The 22,990-nt window shown below is 63.1% G+C and carries 22 protein-coding genes; 20 read left to right on the top strand and 2 right to left on the bottom strand.

Annotation, left to right across the window (positions count from 1 at the left end):
* The first annotated feature begins 109 nt into the window (after positions 1-109).
* The 9 genes from MUB52_RS17030 to MUB52_RS17070 are packed head-to-tail and all read left to right on the top strand — an operon-like array spanning position 110 to position 8,370.
* Complete coding sequence (locus tag MUB52_RS17030) at positions 110-1,111, top strand: ABC transporter substrate-binding protein (protein ID WP_263845444.1); 1,002 nt, start codon at positions 110-112, stop codon at positions 1,109-1,111.
* A gap of 59 nt (positions 1,112-1,170) precedes the next feature.
* Complete coding sequence (locus MUB52_RS17035) at positions 1,171-1,956, top strand: ABC transporter ATP-binding protein (RefSeq protein ID WP_263845445.1); 786 nt, start codon at positions 1,171-1,173, stop codon at positions 1,954-1,956.
* A complete protein-coding gene (locus MUB52_RS17040) occupies positions 1,953-2,810 on the top strand; it encodes an ABC transporter permease (RefSeq protein WP_263845446.1) in 858 nt (285 codons plus the stop codon). Before MUB52_RS17035 ends, MUB52_RS17040 begins: the two co-directional genes overlap by 4 nt.
* The gene (locus MUB52_RS17045) at positions 2,810-4,072 is read left to right on the top strand and encodes a cytosine deaminase (protein WP_263845447.1); all 1,263 of its coding nucleotides are present in this window, start codon (positions 2,810-2,812) and stop codon (positions 4,070-4,072) included. Before MUB52_RS17040 ends, MUB52_RS17045 begins: the two co-directional genes overlap by 1 nt.
* A complete protein-coding gene (locus MUB52_RS17050) occupies positions 4,069-5,469 on the top strand; it encodes an FAD-binding oxidoreductase (RefSeq protein ID WP_263845448.1) in 1,401 nt (466 codons plus the stop codon). The genes MUB52_RS17045 and MUB52_RS17050 overlap by 4 nt, the downstream gene beginning before the upstream one ends.
* A 2-nt stretch (positions 5,470-5,471) precedes the next feature.
* On the top strand, positions 5,472-6,053 hold the full coding sequence (locus MUB52_RS17055; protein WP_263845449.1) for an NAD(P)H-dependent oxidoreductase: 582 nt from the start codon (positions 5,472-5,474) through the stop codon (positions 6,051-6,053).
* Positions 6,054-6,683, top strand: coding sequence for an NAD(P)H-dependent oxidoreductase (locus tag MUB52_RS17060; RefSeq protein ID WP_263845450.1), 630 nt, complete (start codon positions 6,054-6,056; stop codon positions 6,681-6,683).
* The gene (locus MUB52_RS17065; RefSeq protein WP_263845451.1) at positions 6,680-7,600 is read left to right on the top strand and encodes an isopenicillin N synthase family dioxygenase; all 921 of its coding nucleotides are present in this window, start codon (positions 6,680-6,682) and stop codon (positions 7,598-7,600) included. Before MUB52_RS17060 ends, MUB52_RS17065 begins: the two co-directional genes overlap by 4 nt.
* Positions 7,597-8,370 carry a creatininase family protein gene (locus tag MUB52_RS17070; protein ID WP_263845452.1) on the top strand — a complete coding sequence of 258 codons (774 nt, stop codon included), beginning with the start codon at positions 7,597-7,599 and terminating at the stop codon, positions 8,368-8,370. The genes MUB52_RS17065 and MUB52_RS17070 overlap by 4 nt, the downstream gene beginning before the upstream one ends.
* A gap of 12 nt (positions 8,371-8,382) precedes the next feature.
* Here the strand turns inward: MUB52_RS17070 and MUB52_RS17075 are convergent, their stop codons facing one another.
* The gene (locus tag MUB52_RS17075) at positions 8,383-9,144 is read right to left on the bottom strand and encodes a DeoR/GlpR family DNA-binding transcription regulator (RefSeq protein WP_263845453.1); all 762 of its coding nucleotides are present in this window, start codon (positions 9,142-9,144) and stop codon (positions 8,383-8,385) included.
* Between the two features lie 289 nt (positions 9,145-9,433).
* Here MUB52_RS17075 and glpD point away from each other — a divergent pair, with 289 nt between their 5' ends.
* The 10 genes from glpD (at position 9,434) to MUB52_RS17125 (ending at position 20,346) form a co-directional block, all read left to right on the top strand.
* On the top strand, positions 9,434-11,038 hold the full coding sequence (gene glpD, locus MUB52_RS17080; protein ID WP_263845454.1) for a glycerol-3-phosphate dehydrogenase: 1,605 nt from the start codon (positions 9,434-9,436) through the stop codon (positions 11,036-11,038).
* 12 nt (positions 11,039-11,050) lie between these two features.
* Positions 11,051-12,139, top strand: coding sequence for an ABC transporter ATP-binding protein (locus tag MUB52_RS17085; protein ID WP_263845455.1), 1,089 nt, complete (start codon positions 11,051-11,053; stop codon positions 12,137-12,139).
* A complete protein-coding gene (locus tag MUB52_RS17090) occupies positions 12,139-13,224 on the top strand; it encodes an ABC transporter ATP-binding protein (RefSeq protein WP_263845456.1) in 1,086 nt (361 codons plus the stop codon). Before MUB52_RS17085 ends, MUB52_RS17090 begins: the two co-directional genes overlap by 1 nt.
* Complete coding sequence (locus MUB52_RS17095) at positions 13,224-14,096, top strand: carbohydrate ABC transporter permease (protein ID WP_263845457.1); 873 nt, start codon at positions 13,224-13,226, stop codon at positions 14,094-14,096. Before MUB52_RS17090 ends, MUB52_RS17095 begins: the two co-directional genes overlap by 1 nt.
* Positions 14,096-14,989 carry a carbohydrate ABC transporter permease gene (locus tag MUB52_RS17100; protein WP_263845458.1) on the top strand — a complete coding sequence of 298 codons (894 nt, stop codon included), beginning with the start codon at positions 14,096-14,098 and terminating at the stop codon, positions 14,987-14,989. The genes MUB52_RS17095 and MUB52_RS17100 overlap by 1 nt, the downstream gene beginning before the upstream one ends.
* A 156-nt stretch (positions 14,990-15,145) precedes the next feature.
* Entirely contained in the window at positions 15,146-15,436 is a 291-nt protein-coding gene (locus MUB52_RS17105) for a GIY-YIG nuclease family protein (protein WP_263845459.1), read from the top strand.
* 105 nt (positions 15,437-15,541) lie between these two features.
* Positions 15,542-15,814: a DUF2160 domain-containing protein gene (locus tag MUB52_RS17110; RefSeq protein ID WP_263845460.1), complete on the top strand. Its 273-nt coding sequence runs from the start codon at positions 15,542-15,544 to the stop codon at positions 15,812-15,814.
* A gap of 74 nt (positions 15,815-15,888) precedes the next feature.
* Positions 15,889-17,616, top strand: coding sequence for an ABC transporter substrate-binding protein (locus MUB52_RS17115; RefSeq protein WP_263845461.1), 1,728 nt, complete (start codon positions 15,889-15,891; stop codon positions 17,614-17,616).
* Between the two features lie 94 nt (positions 17,617-17,710).
* Positions 17,711-19,198, top strand: a complete 1,488-nt coding sequence (gene glpK, locus MUB52_RS17120; protein ID WP_263845462.1) for a glycerol kinase GlpK — start codon at positions 17,711-17,713, stop codon at positions 19,196-19,198.
* Positions 19,199-19,200: 2 nt separating this feature from the next.
* On the top strand, positions 19,201-20,346 hold the full coding sequence (locus tag MUB52_RS17125) for an iron-containing alcohol dehydrogenase (RefSeq protein ID WP_404818248.1): 1,146 nt from the start codon (positions 19,201-19,203) through the stop codon (positions 20,344-20,346).
* A gap of 120 nt (positions 20,347-20,466) precedes the next feature.
* Here MUB52_RS17125 and MUB52_RS17130 read toward each other — a convergent pair whose 3' ends face one another.
* Positions 20,467-21,666, bottom strand: coding sequence for an ROK family transcriptional regulator (locus MUB52_RS17130; protein ID WP_263845496.1), 1,200 nt, complete (start codon positions 21,664-21,666; stop codon positions 20,467-20,469).
* 191 nt (positions 21,667-21,857) lie between these two features.
* On the opposite strand from MUB52_RS17130, the gene MUB52_RS17135 reads away from it, so the two are divergent.
* Entirely contained in the window at positions 21,858-22,880 is a 1,023-nt protein-coding gene (locus tag MUB52_RS17135; RefSeq protein ID WP_263845464.1) for a sugar ABC transporter substrate-binding protein, read from the top strand.
* The last annotated feature ends 110 nt before the right edge of the window (positions 22,881-22,990 follow it).

The following is a 22,990-nucleotide window of genomic DNA, read 5'->3' on the forward strand; positions in this document are numbered from 1 at the left end:
TCAGATTCTAGGCGAACATGTGCCAATGTCGTCAAATTGCCGGTGTGTCGCTTCCCTTTGATCGGCGCGCTCCGAAACGATTGGCAAAAATCATGCCTTGGAGGTTGCCATGTCCTTTTCACGTATTTCGACGCTCGCAGTTGTGGCGAGCCTGAGCGCGTCCGCGGTCCTTGCCGACGGCCATTTGACCCCGGTGGTCTTCGGCACCAATTGGCTTGCGCAGGCCGAGCACGGCGGATTCTACCAGTCCGTCGCCGATGGCACCTATGCGGACTGCGGGCTCGACGTCGAAATCATTTCGGGCGGCCCGCAGGTGAACAACCGCGCCCTGATGCTGGCCGGGCGGATCGACTTCCACATGGGCGGAGACATGCTTCAGGCGTTCAACGCAGTGAAGGAAGGTATTCCCGTCGTCTCCGTTGCGGCCATCTTCCAGAAGCATCCGCAGGTGATCCTGGCGCATCCCGGCGAGGCTGACAGCTGGGAGGAGTTGAAGGATCTGACGCTGCTGATCGGCGACAACGGGTTCACCTCTTACTATCAGTGGATGGTGGCGGAACATGGCTTTACCGTCGAGCAGCGCGAACCCTATACGTTCAACCCCGCACCCTTCATCGCCGACAAGAGGAAGGGTATGCAGGGCTACTTGAGCTCCGAGCCTTATGCTGTTGAAAAAGAGGCAGGTTTTTCGCCGAATGTCTTCCTGATCGCCGATGCGGGCTACTCGTCCTACGCGACCACCATCGAGACCATGGCCGATACGATCGCCAATGAGCCGGAGAAGGTGGAGTGTTTTGTCGATGCCTCGCTCACCGGCTGGTACAATTATCTCTATGGCGACAGCAGCGCCGCTGATGAGTTGATCAAGGCGGCCAACCCGGACATGACGCAGGACAAGATCGATTTTGCCAAGAAGATGATGATCGAGCAGGGCATCGTCGACAGCGGGCAGGCGCTGGAGACGGGCATCGGCTCGATGACCGACCAGGTGATCGGCGACTTCTATGACAGCATGGTCGAGGCTGGAGTTCTCGAAGAGGGGCTTGACTGGAAGGCGGCCTATACCTTGGAGTTCACTAACAAATCCGTGGGCAAAGAGATCAAGCCCTAAGGCGATGAGACTGGCCCCGGGCGCTATGGTGCGCCCGGGTGGTGTTGTCTGGGGGATACATGGCACCATCAACCCCGCCGCCGGACGCGCGGCCAGAGCTTCTGCGGATGGAGGGCGTCGACAAGACGTTCAATGGCGATATCGTGGCGTTAAAGGGGATGTCTCTGCGCGTCCGCGAGGGCGATTTCATCTCGCTGCTCGGCCCGTCAGGCTGCGGGAAATCGACAGCGCTGCGGCTGATCTCGGACCTGCTGCATCCGACGGCTGGGCGGATCGTCTGGACCGGGACCCATGGCACGGGCGATCTGGGCGTGGTCTTTCAGGAGCCGACCCTGATGCCCTGGGCGACGGTGGCGCAGAACGTCTGGCTGCCGTTCCGGCTGCGCGGCAAGTCCTACACCGAAGTCAAGGATGAGGTTCTGGAGGCGCTGCGCCTCGTGGGGCTCGAGAAGTTCCAGACGAGCTATCCGCGCGAGTTGTCCGGTGGCATGAAAATGCGCGTCTCCATCGCCCGTGCGATGGTCACGCGCCCGCGCCTGATCCTGATGGACGAACCTTTTGCGGCGCTTGACGAGATCACGCGATTCAAGCTCAACAACGATCTGCTGAAACTCAAAGCGGCGATTGGTTGCACGGTCATTTTCGTCACCCACTCGGTGTTCGAATCTGTCTTCCTGTCGGACCGCATCGTCGTCATGGCGGCGCGTCCGGGGCGGGTGATCACCGAGCTGCCGGTCAACGCGCCCTATCCGCGTGACGAGGTGTTCCGCACCTCGGCCGAATACGCCGCCTACACGCGGCAAGCCACCGACGCGCTGCATCAGGCGATGGGAGAGGCGGCGTGAGCGCGGTGGAGCGGAGCGAGCGCGCCCTGGTGCTGGATGCCGATGAAGTCGCACGGCTGCGGCGGCGCAAGCTGGAGCGGGTCGGCAAGTGGGTGTTGCCCGTGGCCGTTCTGCTGCTGATGCTGGTGATCTGGGATCGGATCGTCGTCTGGAATGAGATTCCGCACTACATTCTGCCCGGGCCCGGCTTGGTGTTTCAGACCCTGATCACCGATTGGGCCATGCTGTTCGAGGCGCTGCTGGTCACCGTGCAGATCACCCTCATGGCGCTCGCCGTGGCGGTTCTGGGTGGTGTCGGGCTCGCGGTGCTCTTCACCCAGTCCCGTCTGGTGGAAATGAGCTTCTACCCCTATGCGGTCATCCTTCAGGTCACGCCCATTGTTGCGATTGCGCCGCTGATCTTCATCTATGTGGACAGTCGGATTGCGGGGCTCTTGCTCTGCGCCTGGCTCGTCGCCTTCTTCCCGGTGCTGAGCAACACGACGCTGGGCCTCAATTCGGCCGATCACAACCTGCGCGATCTCTTCCGCATTTACGGGGCCTCGCGGTGGCAGACCCTGCGGCTGTTGCAGCTGCCCTCGGCGCTGCCCTATTTCCTGGGCGGGCTGCGGATCGCGGGGGGGCTTTCCCTGATCGGGGCGGTTGTGGCGGAGTATGTCGCAGGCACGGGCGGGCTCAAATCTGGGCTTGCATTCCGGATCCTCGAGGCGGGCTATCGGCTCAACATCCCGCGCATGTTCGCCGCACTCATCCTGATCGCGGCCACCGGTGTGATCATTTTTGCGGGCCTCAGCTTTCTCAGCCACATGCTGCTGCGCAAGTGGCACGAAAGCGCGCTGAAGCGAGAGCCCTGATGGATTTTCTGACCTTGCCGGAAGGCCCCGTCACCCTGAAGAACCTGACCGCGCCCGGCTGCCTGCTGGGGCAGCAGGGCGATCTGGTCTCGCTTGATCTCTCGATTGCGGAGGGCCACCTCACCGATGCGGCGGGTCAGGCGGTCGATATGGCGGGGGCCATGGTGTTTCCGGCCTTTGTCGACATGCACACACATCTGGACAAAGGCCACATCTGGCCGCGCGCGCCCAACCCCGACGGCAGTTTCGATGGGGCCCTGCGCACGGTCGCCGCTGACCGTTCGGAGCGTTGGAGTGCCGATGACTTGGCCGCGCGCATGGATTTTGCCCTCCGCTGCGCCTATGCCCACGGGACACGTGCGATCCGCACCCATCTCGACAGTATCCCGCCCCAGGACGAGATCTCCTGGCTGGTGTTCAAGGAGATACGGCAGGCTTGGAAAGATCGCATCGCCCTACAGGCCGCCTGTCTCGTCGGCTGCGATTCCGTCGGGCGCGACACCGGGTTTCCGCACACGGCCGACCTTGTGGCCGAAGCGGGTGGCATCCTCGGCATGGTGGCCTATCCGGTACCGGATATCGACGCGCGCGTGCGGCTGTTCCTGACGCTTGCCAAAGACCGTGGACTGGAGGCCGACTTCCACGTGGATGAGACGCTTGATCCGTCCTCAGAAACCCTGCGCGTGATCGCCGAGGCGGTTCTGGAGACGGGGTTTGAGGCGCCGGTCACGGTTGGTCACCTGTGCTCGCTCTCGGCGCAGGCGCCGGAGCGTGCCGCAAGTACGATGGATCTGGTGGCGGAAGCGGGGCTCAACGTCGTGTCCTTGCCGATGTGCAACCTTTACTTGCAGGACCGGCAGGACGGGACGCCGCGGATGCGGGGCATCACGCTTGTGCATGAATTGAAGGCCCGTGGTGTGAACGTGAGCTTCGCGTCCGACAACACGCGCGATCCATTTTATGCCTACGGCGATCTCGACATGATCGAAGTGATGCGCGAGGCTACACGCATTGGACATCTGGATCACGCCGGGACCGACTGGGCCCGGTCCTTCACGACCAACCCTGCGGCCGCCTGCGGGTTCGCACCGCCACGCCTCGCGCCGGGCGCGTCCGCCGATCTGGTGATCTGCCGCGCCCGCAACTGGACGGAGCTCTTTGCCCGCCCGCAGGCAGACCGCATCGTGATCCGCGCCGGCGTTCAGATTGACAGGACGCTGCCGGACTATGCCGAACTCGACCACCTGATGAGGACACAATGACCGCAAACCTCGACGCCGCCAAAGCCGCTCTCGCCCATCTGGATCTCGAAGATTCAGGCGCCGGGATCAAGGCGAAGAGCCGGGACTTCTTCTGGTACTCGCCGGTTCTGAAAGCGCATCTGGACGAGGTCTCGGCCGACTTCGTCGTCTCGCCCCGCACCGAGGCCGAGGTGATCGAGGTGCTGAAAGCCTGCTACGCGCATGACGTGCCAGTGACGACGCGCGGAGCCGGCACCGGCAACTATGGCCAGGCGATGCCGCTGGCGGGGGGCTGCGTGATGCACCTGCGGCACATGACGGCGGTGAAGGACATCAAGCCGGGGCGCGTGGTGGTGGAGCCGGGCTGCCTGCTCAAGGATCTGGACGCGGCCTGCAAGGAGCACTCGGGCCAGGAGATCCGCATGTTTTCCTCCACATGGGCCACGGCCACCATCGGCGGCTTCATCGCGGGCGGCTCTGGCGGTGTCGGATCCTGCACCTGGGGATCCCTGCGCGATCTGGGCAATATCATTCGTCTGCGCGTCGTGACCATGGAGGAAGAGCCGCGCGTCCTCGAGTTTCAGGGCGAGGAGCTGGCCCGCGTCAGCCATGCCTATGGCACCAACGGCATCATCACCGAGGTCGAGATGCCCCTGGCCCCCGCCTACGACTGGGTCGAGATGTTCGTGGCCACGGATGACTTCATGGATGCGGCGCGGTTTGCCGAGGAGCTCGCCAATGAAGACGGTATCCTCATCAAGCTTGCGACCGTCTTCGAGGCGCCGATTGCCAAGGAGTACTTCCAGCGCGTTGCCCCTCATGTCGATGAGGGCACCAGCCTCGTCGCACTGATGGTCGCGCCGCACTCGATGGACGGGTTCCTGACCTTCCTCGGACGACGGCCGCAGGCGCGGCTGATCTATCGCAGCGACGATCATGACTGGCCGCGCGGGCCGGGCATGATCTTCGAATACGGCTGGAACCACACGACGCTGCGTGCGCTCAAGGTGGACCCCAGCATCACCTATCTGCAGGTGCGCTATGGCTTTCCGCAGCATCTGGAGCTGATCGAGAAGATGCGCGCGGCACTCAGCCCCGAGGTGCTGCAACATCTTGAGGTGATGAAGGAAAACGGCAAGATCATGTTTGCCGGCCTGAGCCTTGTGAAATTCACGACGGAAGAACGTCTGGACGAGATCATCCGCATCCACGAAGAGGCGGGGGCGCTCATCTTCAACCCGCACCGCTATACGCTGGAAGAGGGCGGGCGGCAGACCGTGGATGACCGACAGCTGGCCTTCAAGCGCGAGGCCGACCCCAAGGGGCTGCTCAACCCCGGCAAGATGATTGCCTGGGACGACCCCGACTGGGGGTTCGAGCGGATGTACAGCTATCCCAAGCTCCGCGCCGCTGAATAGCGATGCCCCGCGCGTTTGTCCTCTTTGCTCATCCTTGCGCCGAGAGCTTCTCGGCCGCGCTGCACACGCAGGTGGTCGAGAGCCTGCGTGCAAGGGCCTGGGAGGTGGATGACTGCGATCTCAATGCCGAAGGCTTCTCGCCCATTCTGACCGCTGACGAGCGGCGCGGCTATCACGACGAAGCCGCAAATACCGCCCCGGTCGCGGAGTATGTCGACCGGCTGCGCCGCGCGCAGGCGCTGGTTCTGGTGTTTCCAGTGTGGAATTTCGGGTTTCCTGCGGTGCTGAAGGGGTTTTTCGATCGGGTCTTCCTGCCCGGTGTGTCCTTCCGGCTGGAGCAGGGAAAGGTCCGCCCGAACCTGCAGCACATCCGCAAACTCGCGGCGGTGACCACCTATGGCGGGACCCGGACGCGCGCCTTTCTCGCCGGTGATCCGCCTCGAAGATGCGTCACCCGCGCGGTCTGGCATGTGTGCCGCCCCGAGAAGATGCGGTATCTTGCGCTTTACGACATGAACCGTGCGACGGATCGTCAGCGCGCCGGTTTCCTGTCGCGCGTGTCGGTCGAGATGGAGAGGTTTTGAATGCGTGCGCTTGTCATCTATTGCCATCCGAAGGAAGCGAGCTTCACCGCTGCGGTGCGCGATCTTGTGCTGGAGCGTCTGAGGTTTGCGGGCGCCGAGACCCGGCTGATCGATCTCTATCGTCGCGATTTTGCGCCGGTGCTGAGCAGCGAGGAGCTCGATCTCTACGTCGATACGCCGGCCAATCGTGTCCCGGTGGCGCAGGATGTCGAGGATGTGCTGTGGTGCGACACGCTGATCTTCATCTATCCCACGTGGTGGTACGGGCTGCCTGCGATGCTCAAGGGCTGGCTCGATCGCGTGCTTTTGCCGGACGTGGCCTTTCTGATGCCCGACGGCGAGAACGACAACATCCGGCCGGGGCTCACGCATATCACCCGGCTTGGCGCCTTTACCACCTGCGGCGCCAGCTGGGGCCTGACGCAGATGGTCGGAGCGCCGGGCAGGCGGACGCTCCTGCGTGGCGTTCGGGCGATCTGTGCGCGCCGCTGCAAGACCACCTTTGCCGCCCATTATCTCATGGACAGCTCGACCGAGGCCAGCCGCCGCGCGCATCTGCAGAAGGTCGCGCGCAAGATGGACAAGTTCATCGGCGCCGTGCCCGCCAAACACAGCGAGGTGCGGGCATGATCCCGGTTCTGGACTGGTCGCTCTTCGATACCGCACGCGACCGTTTCCTGTCGGAGCTTGGGGCGGCCGTGCGGGGGCCCGGTTTCTTCCTGCTGCGGAACCACAGCGTGCCGGCCGATCTGCGCGCCCGCGTGTTCGATATGGCGGATGCCTTTTTCTCCCGGCCGGCGGCCGAGAAACGGACGCTCTCGATCCTGAAGACGCCGCATTACCGCGGCTGGGCGGCGGAGGGCGACGAGTCGCTCGACGACACCTCGGCGCTGGTGGACCGGAAGGAAAGCTTCAACATCGGCTTCGATCTGGCGGCCGACGATCCGCGCGTGCTGCGCGGCGAGCCTTTCCGTGGTGTCAACGTCTGGCCCGAGATCGACGGCTTCCGCGAGACCATGCTGGCCTATTTCGATGCAGCGCTGGCGCTGGGGGTCGACATCCACCGCGCTTTCGCGGCGGATCTCGGGCTGGAGCCCGAGCACTTCACGCCCGCGTTCCGCGAACCGCTCGCGGCCCTGCGCCTGCTTCACTATCCGCCCGGCACGGGGGCTGCGAACGAGATCGGCGCCGGGGCGCACACCGATTACGGCGCGATCACCCTGCTGATGACCGATGGCGAGCCAGGCTTGCAGGTCAGGCCCCGCGGTGGAGACTGGACCGACGTGCCGCATGTGCCGGAGGCCTACGTCGTCAATATCGGGGATTGCCTCATGCGGTGGACCAATGACATCTACGTCTCGACGCCGCATCGGGTCCTGCCGCCAAAGCGCCAGCGGCGGTCGGTTGCCTTCTTCGTCGAAGCGCACCCCGACACGATCGTTGCGGCCCTTCCGGGGACAGGCACGCCCAAGTATCCGCCGGTGCGCGCAGCGGATTACCTGCGGTCGCGACTGGATGCGACCTATGCCCCCAAGGCCGTGACATGACCCGCCGTCTCGACTGGGCCGACTTCAAGGCGGGCGATTTCGGCGGCGTCGACCCGATGACCACCATCGCGGTTTTGCCGACGGCGGCCATCGAACAGCACGGTCCGCACCTTCCCGTCGGAACCGATACGCTGATCGGGCAGGGTATGCTGGAGGAGTTGCGCGGCCAGCTCCCGGAGGACATGGACATCCGGATTTTGCCGCTGCAGGCGGTGGGCAAGTCAAACGAGCATCTCTGGGCGCCCGGGACGCTGACCTTGACGGCGGCGACGGCGCTCACCGCCTGGACGGAGATTGGCCTGAGCGTCGCCCGCGCCGGCATCCGGAAGATCGTGATCGTGAACTCGCACGGCGGCAATCTCGACCTCATCTCGATCTTGTCGCGCGAGCTGCGGGTGCAGGCCGGCATGCTTGCCGTCAAGTGCCAGTGGGGCGCCTTCGGAACGCCCGCGGGGCTCTACTCGGAGCAGGAGGCCTGCTTCGGCATCCACGGCGGCGATGTCGAGACCTCGCTCATGCTGCACTTCCGTCCCGAGACGGTGGAGATGAGCCAGGCGCAGGACTTCCGCTCGACGGCCGAGACGGGGCATATTCCGCCGATCGGCCCCGTCTCCTACGGCTGGATCGCCAGCGATCTGAACCCGGATGGCACGGTGGGCGAGGCGCATCTGGCCTCCGCCGAGAAGGGGGCCGCGACGGCCCGCCATCAGGTGGCGGGGCTTGTAGAGCTTCTGCGCAAGGTGATCGTGAGTGAGCTGCCAGGCGGCTGAGCCGCGCCGCTGTCACTCTGCGATGATGACTTCGGTGCCCCAACCGGCGCACTTCTGGCCGAGGTTCCCCGGCAGCGGCTTGTCGGTGATCACGGTAGAGACGGAGCCCATCGAGGCGATGCGCGCCGGAGCCGTCCGCCCGAACTTGGAGTGATCCGCCACCAGAAGCGATTTGCGGGACTGCGCGATGATCGTCTGGCTGACGCCGACCTCCTGGATGTCGAAATCCAGAATGTCGCCGTCTTCGTCCATGGCAGAGCAGCCGATTACCGCAAAGTCGAACTTGAACTGCCGGATCGTGTCGATCGTCAGCGTGCCGACCAGCCCGCCGTCTGATCGCCGAAACGCGCCACCGGTCACGATGATCTGACATTCGGGGTTGTCGATCAGAATATTGGCAATGTTCATGTTGTTGGTCACAACCATCAGATCGCGGTGCTGTAACAGCTCGCGTGCGACCGCCTCGGTGCTGGTGCCGATGTTCAGAAAGACCGAACACCCCTCCGGGATCTGTGCCGCACAGGCCCGCGCCATCGCGAGCTTGGAGTCCTGGTTGAGGGTGCGTCGCTCTTCATACTCGATGTTCGTTGTGCCCGACGGAAGGATCGCGCCGCCATGCACACGTTCGAGTTTGTTCGCTTCTGCGAGCTCGGTCAAATCGCGCCGGATCGTTTGCAGCGTGACACCGAAATGCTCCGCGAGGCCCTCGACCGTAACCTTGCCGTCCCGTTGCGCGATTTTCAGGATGTCCGGGTGCCGAAACGTCTGCGACATGCTCTCCTCCTGCCTGCTGGCTACCTGAAATATAGCGATATTTCCATCTCTATCTTTGTGTGCCGCGAAACCCCGCTGCAATCGGCCGTGGGGGTTGCGCGCCGATGCCTCGTGGCCGAAGGGATCTCGCCCTTGCGTCTGCCCTTTGCAAGCGTTGCTGAGCGGACGCAGGTGGCATCTGGCGCAGGCGGCGATCAAAAACGAACATAAACGAAAAAAACCGCTTGATCACGATCATCGGCTGCGATACCCATTCGGCACCGATGAAACACGAAGTTGGGAGGGTTTTGTGTCGTCGCCGTCTGAGCATTCCAAGACATACGACCTTTTCATCGTGGGTGGCGGCATCAACGGCTGCGGTATCGCGCGGGATGCGGCGGGCCGCGGGTTGAGCGTGGCCCTGGCCGAGATGAACGATCTCGCCTCCGCGACCTCATCGGCCTCGACCAAGCTCTTTCACGGCGGGCTGCGGTATCTGGAGTATTTCGAGATCAACCTCGTGCGCCACGCGCTGGCAGAGCGGGAAGTGCTGCTGAAGGCGATGCCGCACATCAGCTGGCCGATGCGCTTCGTGCTGCCATATCACAAGGATATGCGCTTTGAAGGCTCGACGCCGACATCGCGCATTCTCAACACGATCATGCCCTGGATGAAGGGGCGCCGCCCGGCCTGGCTGATCCGCCTCGGCTTGCTGCTCTACGACAATCTGGGCGGCCGCAAGATCCTGCCCGCCACCAAGACGCTGAACCTCAAGGGCTCCGTCGAGGGTGCGCCGATCGAAGATCGGTTCGAAAAGGCCTATGAGTACTCGGATTGCTGGATCGAGGACTCCCGCCTCGTTGTGCTGAACGCGCGCGATGCCGAGGCCCGCGGCGCCGACGTGATGGTGCGCACCAAGGTGATCAGTGCCGCGCGCGTAGGCGATCTCTGGGAGATCGCGGTCGAGGAGACCGAGACGGGCGACACGAGGACGATCCACGCTCGGATGCTGATCAATGCAGGCGGTCCGTGGGTTGGCGACATCATCCAGCAGAAAGTTCGGATCAATTCGACCGAAGGGGTGCGGCTCGTCCGGGGCAGCCATATCGTGACACGAAAGCTCTACGATCACGACAAATGCTATTTCTTCCAAGGAACCGATGGGCGCATCATTTTCGCAATACCCTACGAGACCGATTTCACGCTGATCGGAACCACCGATGCCGAGCACGATGACCCGAGCGTCAAACCGGTCTGTACCGAGGGGGAGCGGGACTATCTTCTGAACTTCATCAACCAATATCTGAAAGAGGACATCACCGCCGACGATGTGGTCTGGAGCTACTCCGGTGTGCGCCCGCTCTATGATGACGGGGCCAGCAGCGCGACGGCGGCAACGCGAGACTACACCCTGAAGGTCGATGATGCCGGCGGCGCACCGATCCTCAACGTGTTTGGCGGCAAGATCACGACGTATCGCAAACTCGCAGAGGATGCGATGGACAAGATCGTCCCGTTCTTTCCCGGCACCTCGGGCCATTGGACGGCCGGTGTGCCTCTGCCTGGCGGGGATTTTGCGGTCGATGGGTTCGAGATGCTGGTCACACGCCTCAAGGAGAACTTCGCGTTTCTTTCGGAGTTTTGGGCGCGGCGGCTCGTGCGGGCCTATGGCACGGAGGCCTGGGATGTGCTCGGCGACGCCGAGGTCGAGGCGGACCTCGGCCAAAGCTTTGGCGCAACGCTGACCGAACGCGAGCTGCACTGGTTGCAGAAGAACGAATATGCCCGTACCGCTGAGGACGTGATCTGGCGGCGCAACAAGCTCGGGCTCAGACTGACACAGGAAGAGATCGCTGCATTGGAGACATTCATGCGGTCCGCGACCGCGGAACGCCTTGCCAAGGCAGCAGAATAGTGGGGGACGGACATGACCTTGATCTTGGACGGGGTGTCTAAGACTGTCGGTGGGGCGACCCATATCTACCCGACGGACATAGAGCTTCAGAAGGGCACGATGAACGTGCTCCTCGGGCCGACGCTGTCGGGGAAAACCTCGCTCATGCGGCTGATGGCCGGGCTCGATGTGCCCGCGACGGGCCGGGTGATCTGGAACGGTGAAGACGTGACAGGCATGCGGGTGCAGGACCGCAAGGTGGCGATGGTCTACCAGCAGTTCATCAACTACCCGTCGATGACGGTTTACGATAATATCGCCTCGCCCATGCGGCTGCTCGGTCAGACGCGCGCCGAGATCGACGCCCGCGTCCGCGAAACGGCGGAGCTGATGAAGCTGACACCGATGCTCGACCGCAAGCCGCTCGAACTCTCCGGCGGGCAGCAGCAGCGCTGCGCTTTGGCGCGGGCGCTGGTCAAGAACGCGGGGCTGGTGCTGCTGGATGAGCCCCTCGCCAATCTCGACTACAAGCTGCGCGAGGAGCTGCGCGCCGAAATCCCGAAGATCTTCGAGGAGTCCGGTTCGATCTTCGTCTATGCGACAACCGAGCCGGAAGAGGCGCTGTTGCTCGGCGGCAATACCGCAGCCCTCTGGGAAGGGCGGGTCACGCAGTTCGGCCCAACGCCGTCGGTTTACCGCCGGCCCGTGAACGCCACGACCGCACGGGTGTTCTCCGACCCGCCGATGAACTTCCTTCAGATCCGGAAGAAGGGCGGGGTTCTGTCCTTTGGCGACGGTCAGTCCATGCCCGCCATTGCCGGCGCCGAAGGGCTGCCGGATGGTGTCTACACCGCCGGGTTCCGGCCAAATCATCTGGAGCTGGCTCCGCATGTTCCGGGCGTAATGTCTTTCAAGACAAAGCTGACCGTGACGGAGATCACGGGCTCAGAGACCTTCGTGCACCTCGATCACCACAGCGATCGGTGGGTTGGTCTGGTGCACGGCATCCAGAGCCTCACACCGGGGCAGGACCTCGAGGTCTACCTTGACCCGGCGCATGTCTATCTCTTCGGCCAGGACGGCGATTTGGTCGCCGCGGCCTCCTACGCCGAGGCGGCATAATGGCCAAGATCACGCTCGACAATCTGGCGCATTCCTATTTTCCCGCCCCCAAGTCGGAAGACGATTTCGCCCTCAAGGAGCTGAACCACGACTGGGTGGATGGCGAGGCCTACGCGCTGCTGGGCGCCTCCGGCTGCGGCAAGTCGACCCTGCTCAACATCATCTCGGGGCTGCTGCACCCCAGCCAGGGGCGCATTCTCTTCAACGATCAGGATGTGACGTATGCGCCGACAGCCGAGCGCAACATCGCCCAGGTCTTCCAGTTCCCGGTGGTCTACGACACGATGACCGTGCGGGACAATCTGGCCTTTCCCTTGCGCAACCGCGGCGCCGATCCGAACTATGTCGCAAGCCGTGTGCAGCAGATCGGCAAGATGATCGGCATGGAGGCGGAGCTCGACCGCAAGGCGCGCGGGCTCACGGCGGACGCCAAGCAGAAGATCAGCCTCGGCCGGGGCATGGTGCGCGAGGACGTGAATGCGCTGCTCTTTGACGAGCCGCTGACTGTGATCGACCCGCACATGAAGTGGGAGCTCCGCACCCAGTTGAAATCGCTGCATCACGAGTTCGGCCACACGATGATCTACGTCACACACGACCAGACCGAGGCGCTGACCTTCGCCGACAAGGTTGTGGTCATGTATGACGGCCGCGTCGTGCAGATCGGCACGCCGCAGGAGCTCTTCGAGCGCCCGGCTCATACCTTTGTTGGCTATTTTATCGGCTCGCCGGGCATGAACGTTTTCGATGCCAAGATCGACGGGGCGACCGCCCAGATCGCGGGCGTCGAGGTGCCGCTGGGCGCGGGCTACAAGCCCGCGTGCGGCAAGCTGCAGGTCGGTGTGCGCCCCGAATACGTGAAGGTGACGGCCGATGGCACCGGCGTGCCGGCGCGCGTTCTGCGGGTCGAAGACGTGGGGCGGCACAAGATCGTCCGGCTCGAAATCGACGGCGCGCAGTTGAGCGCTATTGCGGGCGAGGGGGATGTCATCCCCGAGATGAACCCGCATGTCACCTTCGATCCCGAGGGGATCAACGTCTATGCGGATGACTGGCGCGTGGCGCCCGCGGGGGAGGCCGCCTGATGAACAAGACAGTCAATCAAAAGGCCTGGTTCCTGGTTTTGCCCGTGCTGGTGCTGGTGGCCTTCTCGGCGGTCATTCCGCTGATGACCGTGGTGAACTATTCGGTGCAGGACACCTTCGGCAACAACCAGTTCTTCTGGGCTGGCTTGGAGTGGTTCCGCGAGATGCTGCAGGACGACCGCATGTGGGATGCGCTGGGGCGCCAGCTGATGTTTTCGGGCATCATCCTGGCGATCGAGATTCCCTTGGGCATCTACATTGCGCTCAACATGCCGAAATCGGGCTTCTGGGCGTCCTTCTGCCTTGTCGTCATGTCGCTGCCGCTGCTCATCCCTTGGAATGTGGTGGGCACCATCTGGCAGATCTTTGGTCGCGTCGATATCGGCCTTCTGGGCTACACGCTGAAGCAGTTGGGCATCTCCTACAACTATACACAGGATCCTTTTGCGGCCTGGGTCACCGTGATCGTGATGGATGTTTGGCACTGGACCTCACTGGTGGCCCTTCTGGCCTATGCCGGGCTGCAGTCGATCCCCAACGCCTATTATCAGGCGGCCAAGATCGACCAGGCCACCCGCTGGGCCGTCTTCCGCTATATCGAGCTGCCGAAGATGGCGGGGGTGCTGATGATCGCGATCCTGCTGCGCTTCATGGACAGCTTCATGATCTATACCGAGCCTTTCGTCGTGACCGGCGGCGGGCCGGGCTCGGCCACCACCTTCCTGTCGATAGACCTTGTGAAGATGGCGTTGGGGCAGTTTGACCTTGGACCGGCGGCGGCCTTCTCGATCATGTATTTCCTCGTGATCCTTCTGATCTCCTGGGTGTTCTACACGGTCATGACCAACCTCGACAAAAGGGACAGCGTGTGATGTCCGATACAACCATTCAAGCGCCTGGCGCGGCGCGCATTCCGGGTAAGGTGACCGGCGAATCCACCGGAGTGGCCCGCCGCCGCGCGCCTCGGGTGAACCGCTCAGCCATCGTCATGGGGCTCTACCTGCTGTTCCTGATGTTGCCGATCTACTGGCTCTTGAACATGAGCCTGAAGACCAACACGGAGATTGTCAGCTCCTTCTCGCTCTGGCCGCAAAACCTGACGTTCCAGAATTACGTCAAGATTTTCACGGATGAGAGCTGGTACATCGGCTATATCAACTCGCTGATCTATGTGGTGATGAACACCACGATCAGCCTCGCCGTGGCGCTGCCTGCAGCCTATGCCTTCAGCCGCTACAGCTTCATGGGCGACAAGCACCTGTTCTTCTGGCTGCTCACCAACCGCATGGCGCCACCTGCGGTCTTCGCACTGCCGTTCTTCCAACTCTATTCCTCGGTGGGTCTCTTCGACACGCATATCGCGGTGGCGCTGGCGCATTGCCTCTTCAACGTGCCGCTGGCGGTCTGGATCCTCGAAGGCTTCATGCGCGGCGTGCCCAAGGAGATCGACGAGACGGCCTATCTCGACGGCTATTCCTTTCCGAAATTCTTCGTGAAGATCTTCATGCCGCTGATCTCCTCCGGTATTGGTGTGGCAGCCTTCTTCTGCTTCATGTTTAGCTGGGTGGAACTGCTCTTGAGCCGAACGCTGACGACCGTGGATGCCAAGCCCATCGCGGCGATTATGACTCGGACCCAAGGGGCCGCAGGCATCGACTGGGGTGTGCTGGCGGCGGCAGGTGTGCTGACCATCGTGCCGGGGGCGCTGGTGATCTATTTCGTGCGCAATTACATCGCCAAGGGCTTCGCCTTGGGGAGGGTGTGATGCAACGTTTTGTTAACCAAGAAAACGTCATCCTCGGGCTTGACCCGAGGATCTTTGTGGCCGGAGCTCCTCGGGTCAAGCCCGAGGATGACGGTGGCAGTTTAACCGTCGCGGGAGGTCCTTGGGTCAAGCCCAAGGACGAGGGTGGTGGAACACATGGCGCAGAACCCCGCAGTTTACATCGTCACCAACCGCCCGGGTGGGACCCTCTATATCGGCATGACCGGAAACCTGCGTCATCGCGTGTGGCAGCATCGCACGCATGCGCTTCCGGGCTTCACCGATCGCTACAACCTCGAACGTCTGGTGTGGTTCGAACTGCATTCCGAGATGCGGGTTGCCATTCAACGGGAGAAGTCGCTCAAACGATGGCGACGGGCCTGGAAAGTCGCACTAATCCAGGAGAGCAATCCTGGCTGGCGCGATCTATGGCCGGAACTCTTTTAAGGATGCGCCGCGTCGTCCTCGGGCTTGACCCGAGGACCTCTGTGGCTGGAGATCCTCAGGTCAAGCCCGAGGACGACATCACTCTTACGGACGGAGTCTGCTGACATGGCCTGGATGGCATGGACGATACCCACTGCAATCTTCTTTGGCGTGATTGCTTGTCTGTTGATCATCTTCACGATCCTCGCCATCAAATACCCGGAGACGCCCCGCGTGGGCATTCTCCGCATCGAAACAACGCGGGGTGATCGTCTGTTCATCACGCTGTTGGGCTCAGCCTTCATCAATCTGATCTGGCTGGGTCTGGAGGTCGCACCGCAGCCCTATGCGCTGCTCGCGTGCCTTGTCTATGCCGTGGCGGTGTTCCGCTGGGTGTAGGGTCAGGAAGACGGGGTCGTCCGAATATCGGGCGGCTCCGAAAAATAGTTCAATAACGTCTTGGGAGGACACACATGAACTTTTCTTTGAAATCAACCACAGCCGTGGGAGCGTTGGTCACATCGCTTCTGGCGGTGCCGGCCTGGGCGGACATGGACGCCGCCATGGAGTTTCTCGACAATGAGATTGCCGGCCTCTCGGTACTGAGCCGGGAAGAGCAGGAAGCCGAGATGCAGTTCTTCATCGACGCGGCCGAGCCGTTCCAGGGCATGGAGATCAAGGTCGTCTCCGAGACCATTACGACGCACGAGTATGAAAGCCAGGTGCTGGCTCCGGCCTTCACGGCGATCACCGGTATTCAGGTCACGCACGACCTCATCGGCGAAGGTGACGTGGTCGAGAAGCTGCAGACACAGATGCAGTCGGGCGAGAACATCTATGACGCCTACATCAACGATAGCGACCTGATCGGCACCCACTGGCGCTACCAGCAGGTGCGCAACCTGACCGACTGGATGGCGGGCGAGGGCGCGGATGTGACCCTGCCGACGCTCGATGTGGACGATTTCATCGGCACCAGCTTCACCACTGGCCCCGATGGCAAGCTCTACCAGCTGCCCAGCCAGCAGTTCGCCAACCTCTACTGGTTCCGCTATGACTGGTTCAACGACGAGAAGAATAAGGCCGACTTCCAGGAGGCCTATGGCTATGAGCTGGGTGTTCCGGTCAACTGGTCGGCATATGAGGACATTGCGGAGTTCTTCACGGGACGTGATCTGAGCCACCTCGGTGTCGAGGGCGAAGTCTTCGGCAACATGGACTACGGCAAGAAAGACCCCTCGCTCGGCTGGCGGTACACCGACGCGTGGATGTCCATGGCGGGCATGGGCGACGTGGGTGAGCCGAACGGTCTGCCGGTCGATGAGTGGGGCATCCGTGTGAACGAGAACTCGCAGCCCACGGGCTCCTGCGTGGCGCGCGGGGGTGCGACCAACTCGCCAGCGGCTGTCTACGCTGTGACCAAGGCCATCGAATGGCTTCAGAAGTACTCGCCGCCTGCTGCTGCTGGCATGACCTTCTCCGAAGCCGGTCCGATCCCCGCACAGGGCAACGTGGCCCAGCAGATGTTCTGGTACACTGCCTTCACTGCCGCCACGGTCGAGCCCGGCCTGCCGGTGATGAATGAGGACGGCACGCCCAAGTGGCGCATGGCGCCGAGCCCGCATGGCGTTTACTGGAAAGAAGGCCAGAAGATCGGCTATCAGGACGCAGGCTCCTGGACGCTGATGGAAAGCACGCCGGTGGACCGTGCCAAGGCTGCATGGCTTTATGCGCAGTTCGTGGTCTCCAAGACGGTGGATCTGAAGAAGTCCGACGTCGGTCTGACCTTCATCCGTGAAAGCACCATCGACAGCGATCACTTCACCGAGCGTGCCGACAAGCTGGGCGGTCTGGTGGAATTCTACCGCTCGCCTGCGCGGGTCGCTTGGTCGCCGACCGGCACCAACGTGCCGGACTATCCGAAGCTGGCGCAGCTCTGGTGGCAGAACATCGGGGATGCGATGTCCGGTGCGAAGACACCTCAGGAAGCCCTCGATGCGCTCTGCGCCGACCAGGAGCGTGTGCTGGAGCGCCTTGAGCGGGCCGGCGTCCAGGGTGATCTGGGCCCGGTCATGAACGAGGAGCAGGATGCGGAGTACTGGTTCGCCCAGCCCGGCGCACCCTATCCGAAGCTCGAGAACGAAGACGAAGAGCCCATGACCGTCAGCTATGACGAGCTGATCAAGTCCTGGGAAAACTAAGTCTCTGACCCATCAGCCGGGGCGCACCAGTTGCGCCCCGGTTTTTTTTGTGGGCAGATTGCCCGCCACAGTTCAATGACATCCGGGGGGAGCCATGACCCATATTCTCGCCATCGATCAGGGAACCACCTCGTCGCGTGCGATCCTCTTCGACGCGGAGATGAAGATCACATCCAGTGCGCAGGAGGAGTTCCCGCAGCACTTCCCCAACAGCGGCTGGGTCGAGCATGACCCCGGTGATTTGTGGGCCACCACGGCGGGCACCTGCCGCGCCGCGATCGAGAAGGCGGGCCTCGGCCCCGATGACATCGCCGCCATTGGCATCACCAACCAGCGCGAAACCGTCGTCGTCTGGGAGAAGGAGACCGGCAAGCCCATTCACAACGCCATCGTCTGGCAGGACCGGCGCACCGCCGAGTACTGCCGTGAACTGCGCGAGGCGGGCCATGACACCATGATCACGGAGAAGACGGGCCTGCTGGCGGACCCTTATTTTTCGGGCACGAAACTGAAGTGGATCCTCGATCATGTGGAGGGCGCGCGGGATCGCGCGAAAGCGGGCGCGCTGCTGTTCGGAACCGTCGACAGTTTCCTGATCTGGAAGCTGACCGGTGGGGCATCCCATGTGACCGATGCCACGAATGCCGCACGGACGCTGCTCTATGATATCCACAAGGGCAGCTGGAGCACCTCGATCTGCGCGCTGTTCGACATCCCCATGGAGATGCTGCCCGAGGTGCGCGACTGCGCCTCCGACTTCGGACTGACCCGGCCGGATCTCTTCGGTCGCCCCATCCCGATCCTGGGCGTGGCGGGCGACCAGCAGGCTGCGACAATTGGGCAGGCCTGCTTTGAGCCGGGCATGCTGAAATCGACATACGGTACCGGATGTTTTGCGCTGCTCAACACCGGCGAGACCGCGGTCGCCTCGAAGAACCGCCTGCTGACGACCATTGCCTATCAGTTCGACGGCACGCCGACCTATGCGCTCGAAGGGTCGATCTTCGTTGCCGGGGCCGTTGTGCAGTGGCTGCGCGACGGTCTGCAGATCATCCGTGAGGCGGGAGAAACCCAGCCGCTTGCGAAACTGGCAGACCCGAAGCAGACCGTGGTGCTGGTGCCCGCTTTCGTGGGGCTCGGGGCGCCTTACTGGAACGCGGAATGTCGTGGCGCCATCTTTGGCCTCACGCGCAACTCGGGGCGGCAAGAGCTGGCCAGGGCGGCGCTGGAAAGCGTGGGCTACCAGACCCGCGATCTGCTGGAGGCGATGCAGGCCGATTGGCAAAGCGAGGGCGCCGGGCAGACGCTCCGGGTTGATGGGGGGATGTCGGCCTCGGATTGGGCGATGCAGTTTCTCGCCGACATCATCGGTGCGCCGGTGGATCGCCCCGAGGTGCTGGAGACGACGGCGCTCGGCGCGGCCTGGCTCGCGGGCCAGCGCGCGGGCCTCTATCCGGATATGACCGGCTTTTCCAAGATCTGGGCCCTGGAGCAGCAGTTCACGCCGGCGATGGAGCCGAGCGAGAGGGACGAGAAATACGCCGCCTGGAAACGCGCGGTTGATGCAACGATGCGCTTTTGAGTATCGCAGCATTCAGCTTCGCTACCGCCGGCCGCATCATCTTCGGGCGTGGCACCGCGGATCGCGTCTGCGCCGAAGCCTGTGCGCTCGGCCGCTCCATTCTTCTGATCCGCGGCCGGTCGGTGGCTTGGGTCGACGGCCTGACCGATGACTTTAGAGCAAGCGGCGCAGAGGTCACGACGGTGGTTTGTACGGGAGAGCCCACCGTCGAGATGGTTGAGGCTGCTGTGACACAGGGGCGCGCGGCAGGTGTCGAGGTGGTCGTCGCCGTGGGCGGCGGGTCGGCGATCGACCTTGGCAAGGCGGTCGCAGCGCTTCTGCCCGGCAAGAGCGGCACCATGGCGCATCTCGAAAGCGTCGGGGCCGGCCGGCCACTCACGGCGCAGCCCTTGCCGTTTGTCGCCGTGCCGACAACCGCGGGGACGGGCGCGGAGGTCACCAAGAACGCCGTGATTGCTGTGCCGGAGGCGAGGCGCAAGGTCAGTCTGCGCGACGACCGGATGCTGCCCGATATCGCCATCATCGACCCGGCGCTGACCGATGGCGCGCCGCGCGCGCAGACGCTGGCCTCCGGGCTCGATGCGCTGACGCAGGTGATCGAGCCCTACCTGTCACACCGGGCCAACCCTCTGACGGATGCCCTCTGCCAAGCGGCCATTCGGCGCGGTACGCGGGCGCTGGTGCGCCTTGCCGAGGCAGAGGAAGCTGCCGCGCGCGACGAGATGGCCTTTACAAGTCTTGCAGGAGGGCTCGCGCTGGCCAATGCGGGTCTGGGCGCGGTGCACGGTCTTGCCGGTGTTCTCGGCGGGCGCCTCGGCGCGCCGCACGGGCTGATCTGCGGCCGGTTGCTGGGGCCGGTCCTCGTCGCGAATGCGCGCCAGATGCGGGCCGAGAGGGAAGATCTTGGCCGGTTCGGTGAGGTGGCGTCCTGGCTGGGAGAGGCCTTGGGGCAGGATGCGGGTGAGGTGTTCGAGGCGCTGCCCGATGTTCTCGATCGCTGGGAGGTGCCACGGCTCGGGCCCTGGTTCACAGCCGAGACGGATATGGACGCCATTGCTGCCGAAGCGGCGGACGCCTCCTCGATGAAGGCCAACCCTTGCGTCTTGCCGCCGGAGGCTCTGGTCGATGTTTTGCGACAAGCTGTCTAGAGCGCTTCGCCTTTGACGCGGGACAGCGTGCATCACCTATTGCGGTGATTTCATTGAAACCAGACAGCGATAGGTGATGCAGGTTCAAGGCGAATTGCTTTAGATCCGTGCTCCGCCGGGTCAGATCGCAGAGAGGCCCGCATTCGTATTGAGAAAGAACTGCGAGAAGATCGGGCCGCTTGCCGCACCTATGGCGCGGGCATTGAAGCCGATGCCGCCCGCTTCGATACGGGGCGTCAGAAGGCCGCGCGTGTCCTGATTGACAAGATAGCGGCGGACCCGCTCGACCAGCTGGCTGCGCACCGTTTCGGGAAAGGCGCCGTCGATCAGGATTGCCTCGAAATCGATGACCGAGCAGATCGACAGCGCTGCCTTTGCGAGCTCCTGCGCGGTCTCGCCGATCCAGGGGTCGACATACCGACCGAGCGCGCTCCAGTCCTGCGGCAGTTGCCACAGCTGTTTGGGGTCCAGCCCGACCTCAACAAGCCGCGCTTCGAGCAGATGCAGCGATGCCACGTCGATCAACTGACGGCTTTCACCCAGGGGCCCGGTGCTGCGCAGCGACCCCAGCGCGCCTGCGTTGCCCTGATTGCCCTCGAAAACGGTGTGGTTCAGCACCACGCCGCCGCCGATGAAGGAGCCGATGTAGAAATAGGCGTAATCCCGGTATTCCTTGCCGAGACCGTAGAGGTGCTCTGCGCGGCAGGCGGCAGTGGCATCGTTGCAGACGAAGATCGGCAAGGTGCTGAACTTGGCGACCTCATCGGCGAACTGGATGTTTTTCCATGACCGGAAATCCTCTGCTGCCGCACCCGACAGGTCGTGCCACTTCCAAAGCTCGAAAGGCGAGGCGACGCCGATCCCGCAAAGGCGCTCTTGCTGCGCCGCCGTCATCTCTTCCATCAACGTGTCGATGCCATCGGCGAGAAAGCCGAAGATGACCTCGGGCAAGGGGTAGGCGTAGGACATGTGAAGTTGCTTGATCACGGTGCCCTTGAAGGCGAGCAGAAGCAGCTCGGCGCTGCGCCGACCGATCTTGAGACCGAAGGAAAAGACCCCCTGGGCTGCGAGATCCATCGGTATGGAGGGCTTGCCGACCCTGCCGCGCTGCGGCTCTCCGCGCGCGAGCAGCCCGTCGCTTTCCAGCTTGCGCAGGATCACCGAGACGGTCTGAGGCGACAGCCCCGCCATCCGTGCAAGATCACTTCCCGGCATCGCGCCATGGCGCAGGACCATCGACAGCAGAAGGCGCTCATTGTAGTTGCGCACCCCGCGTTGATTCACGCCGATGCTCAAACCCTTGACCTTATCGCCATCCATCGGGCTGCTCATGTCCCTTGTTTCCTTGGGTATTTTGACGTCACGCAATTAATAAATCAAGTTTATTTATTTATTGACACTTGGTTTGAAATGATGTGTCTTGGGCAAGACCTGCAGGGGGAGAAATCCGCAGGCCGAGGCGCGCTGCCCGCGCCTTACCAAAGACAACACCGTTTCCGTGGGAGGAAAACATGAAGAAACTTCTCGCCAGTACGATTCTGGGTCTGGGCGCTTTGGGCGCGACCAGTGGCATAGCCGCTGCCGACGACATCACCGCCTGCCTGATCACCAAGACCGATACCAACCCGTTCTTCGTGAAGATGAAAGAGGGCGCCGAAGCCAAGGCGGCGGAGCTTGGCATGACGCTGAAGTCCTTCGCGGGCAAGGTCGACGGGGATCATGAAACGCAAGTGCAGGCGATCGAGACCTGCATTCTGGACGGTGCCAAGGGCATCCTGATCACCGCCTCCGATACGTCCTCCATCGTCTCGGCGGTCACGCAGGCGCGCGATGCCGGTCTGCTGGTGATCGCGCTCGACACGCCGCTTGAGCCGATTGACGCCGCCGATGCCACCTTTGCCACCGACAACTACAAGGCGGGTGTTCTGATCGGCGAATGGGCGCGCGCGCAGCTCGGTGATGCCGCCGAGGACGCGAAGATCGCGACGCTGGATCTGAACGTCAGCCAACCCACCGTGGATGTGTTGCGCAACCAGGGGTTTCTGGACGGGTTCGGCATTGATCTGGCCGATCCAAATGTCATCGGAGACGAAAGCGATGCGCGTATCGTCGGCAGCGATGTGACGGACGGCAATGAAGAGGGCGGGCGCCGGGCCATGGAGAACCTGCTGGCCAAGGACCCCACCATCAACGTCGTGCACACGATCAACGAGCCGGCTGCAGCAGGGGCCTATGAGGCTCTCAAGGCCATCGGGCGCGAGAATGACGTGCTGATCGTCTCTGTCGATGGCGGCTGCCCGGGCGTTCAGAACGTGGCCGACGGTGTGATCGGTGCGACCTCGCAGCAGTACCCGCTGCTCATGGCATCGCTGGGTGTCGAGGCCATCAAAAAGTGGGCCGACGAAGGTGTGAAGCCCGAGCCGACACCGGGTAAGGAGTTCTTCGACACCGGCGTGGCGCTGGTGACCGATGCGCCAGCGGATGGGGTCGAGTCGATCTCCGTCGCGGAAGGCAAGGATCTCTGCTGGGGCTGAGACCTCACCTCGAACCGTGGCGCGCGCACTCCGCGCGCCACGGTCTTCCGGGACTTTGCGACCCGGTGTGACAAGTTGACAGTGGCGCAGGTAACGTGGCCCATGGATAG

The organism is Roseobacter sinensis (genome assembly GCF_025755255.1).
Classification (GTDB): Bacteria; Pseudomonadota; Alphaproteobacteria; order Rhodobacterales; family Rhodobacteraceae; genus Roseobacter; species Roseobacter sinensis.